This window comes from Ectobacillus panaciterrae DSM 19096, assembly GCF_000430785.1.
GTDB lineage: Bacteria > Bacillota > Bacilli > Bacillales > Bacillaceae_G > Ectobacillus > Ectobacillus panaciterrae.
The window spans coordinates 1-2,249 of the sequence record NZ_AUMR01000176.1; the positions used below are offsets into that span (position 1 = coordinate 1).

2 protein-coding genes are annotated in these 2,249 nt (G+C 38.9%); both read right to left on the bottom strand.

Annotated elements, in window-relative coordinates:
* Nucleotides 1–276 precede the first annotated feature (276 nt).
* The gene (desB, locus tag H540_RS0122005) at nucleotides 277–1,350 is read right to left on the bottom strand and encodes a Delta(10) desaturase DesB (RefSeq protein WP_028402403.1); all 1,074 of its coding nucleotides are present in this window, start codon (nucleotides 1,348–1,350) and stop codon (nucleotides 277–279) included.
* Nucleotides 1,351–2,102: 752 nt separating this feature from the next.
* On the bottom strand, nucleotides 2,103–2,249 hold a 147-nt coding region (locus H540_RS0122010), incomplete at its 5' end, for a cold-shock protein (protein ID WP_028402404.1).

Consider the following 2,249-nt stretch of genomic DNA (forward strand, 5'->3'; position numbering starts at 1 on the left):
ATCCCCTACTGAAGTTACAGCTTATTTAAATCTCTATGGTATTAAAAGTAAAATGGTTTAAATCCACTATATCACGTTACGAACATAAAAGCAAAAAACTTACGCTTATCTTTTTAAATTGAGATGGATTAGAGAAAGTAATGGAACGAATTGTTAAGAAGCGATAAGGAAACATACATTCGTAACTGCGTATATAACTGCACCTAAAAAAATCCTTTTCGCTTTTAACGAAAAGGATTTTCATATCTAACGGCCCAAACGTTTAACCGTCAAACCTTAGGAGACAGATGCTTCTTTTTGAGAATTCGTTCCACTTGGTTCAATGTTTGCAGGGTCAAGACCATTTCCTAACGTGCCGTAAACAGTGCCTGCTTGCGGGTTAATTAATTCTTTGTGCTGATGATAAATCCTTGGTGTATTCCAAAGCGTTATCATAGCTTTCCCAAACGGCATCTCATGGTATCGTTCAGGCCACATTTTTTTGACTTGTTCTTTTACTAAAGGATAGTATTTGGGACTCATTCCCGGAAACAGATGATGCTCCGCATGGTATGAGAAATTAAAGTGAAGAACATCCACCCAGCGCGGCACCGTAACAGAAAGACTATTGGCCAATGGGTCATTCACATCTGTAAGGGGATTCAAATTATGGTTGGTAGCGATATAGCTGCTTAATATAAAATTCGCAATTAACAGCGGCAGCAAATAGGCAAAAACCCATTTTACAGGCCCCATCCAAAATATTAATCCAATCCACGTCGCCCATGGCAAAGCGAATTGTATCCATGCGATCAGCTTTTTCTTTGCTTTGAATTCTTTTGTATAATTAATAAACATATTCGTAGAAACAAGTGAGAAATTAATTGTTAAAAAACCAAAATACGACAGAGAACGTAGAAATTTAGGGAATCGGTACATAAAGCGCAGAAACGGCCGCTTGGATAATTGCTCAATAGTTGCCCAATGATCCGGATCTAGCTCCTCATGCTGCGTGTGAATATGATGGCTCTGATTGTGCCATTTTCTCCAAAGCTGCGGTCCCGTGCTTACTGGGAAAAAGGCAATGGCTCCGAGCAAATCTCTCAGCCACGGCTTTCTTACGACTGTGCTGTGCAAAATTTCATGACCCAAAAAACATGTACCGGCAAAACTTGCGCCTAAAACGAGCGCGATTACAAGGTTCCACCATATATGAAGGTCAAATAAACCTATAGCCAGTACCCCGGCGATGATAATCATTAAATATGCGAGTCCGCCCCAAAGACGGGCAGGAACCGGCTTAAATGCCGCTTTAGGCAGATGCGGAGCTACACGAGCCGCATACCATCCGAACGTATGAAGGTCCTTCATTGATTTAACTCCTTCCGATGCTAGGATCACTACATCCATATGAGATATAGTTAGCAATATCAATTGTATAATTAGCAATAAACAAACCGCGAATGCATAGATTAATATGCAATATTTTAACGTTTTCTATATACAAGTGAATAAAAAAACGTCTTTTTATAGTGGGGAGAGAGCATCCGGCGACGTGCAGAAACGGTCAAACCTTTGTAGTGGTTCATGCAAGGGTAAACCAGAGAGAAGAAGCATACCATACTCCCTTTTCGTTGCACATAGCACATGGACATGTCGAATTTATAATTCACTCATATATAGATAATAAAAAATACATTTCTGTATATTTTTACCATCTTAACAAAAAAATTCCGCAAAGATAACTATGGAGGATTCATCTCCTTCATTTACCTCACATGCTTCATCCTATCAGCATACTCAATCTATTGTCAATGGGTTTTTATTACCAGGTACTAATTACTGATGCCATTCTCTTTGTTTTGTCTGTATAATAAACCTTTCTATAAAAGAGCAGCGGCATATTGGACACTGCACGACAAATCCATACCAGAAATCACAAGAAACAAATAATGACGAAGCGTTTGAGGAAAGAAGTAAATAATTAGAACTGACAGCGTTATGTTTGAGAGAGGCTTTCGCTGATGGAGTTAGCTGGATAAACGGGAGAACGTTATAATAAAATTCTGAAAATGAAAATAAAAAAAGAGAGAGAACGGAAATCCCCTACTCTCTCATTTCAATTATTTCTTTTTTACGTTTGTTGCTTGAGGTCCGCGGTTGCCTTGTTCTACGTCAAAAGTAACTTCTTGACCTTCTTCTAAAGACTTGAATCCTTCGCCTTGAATAGCTGAGAAATGAACGAATACATCGTCTCCGCCTTCAACTTC

Bases quoted from the DNA above. Each gene is read 5' to 3' on its own strand.
- desB (WP_028402403.1), bottom strand. From the start codon at position 1,350: ATGAAGGACCTTCATACGTTCGGATGGTATGCGGCTCGTGTAGCTCCG.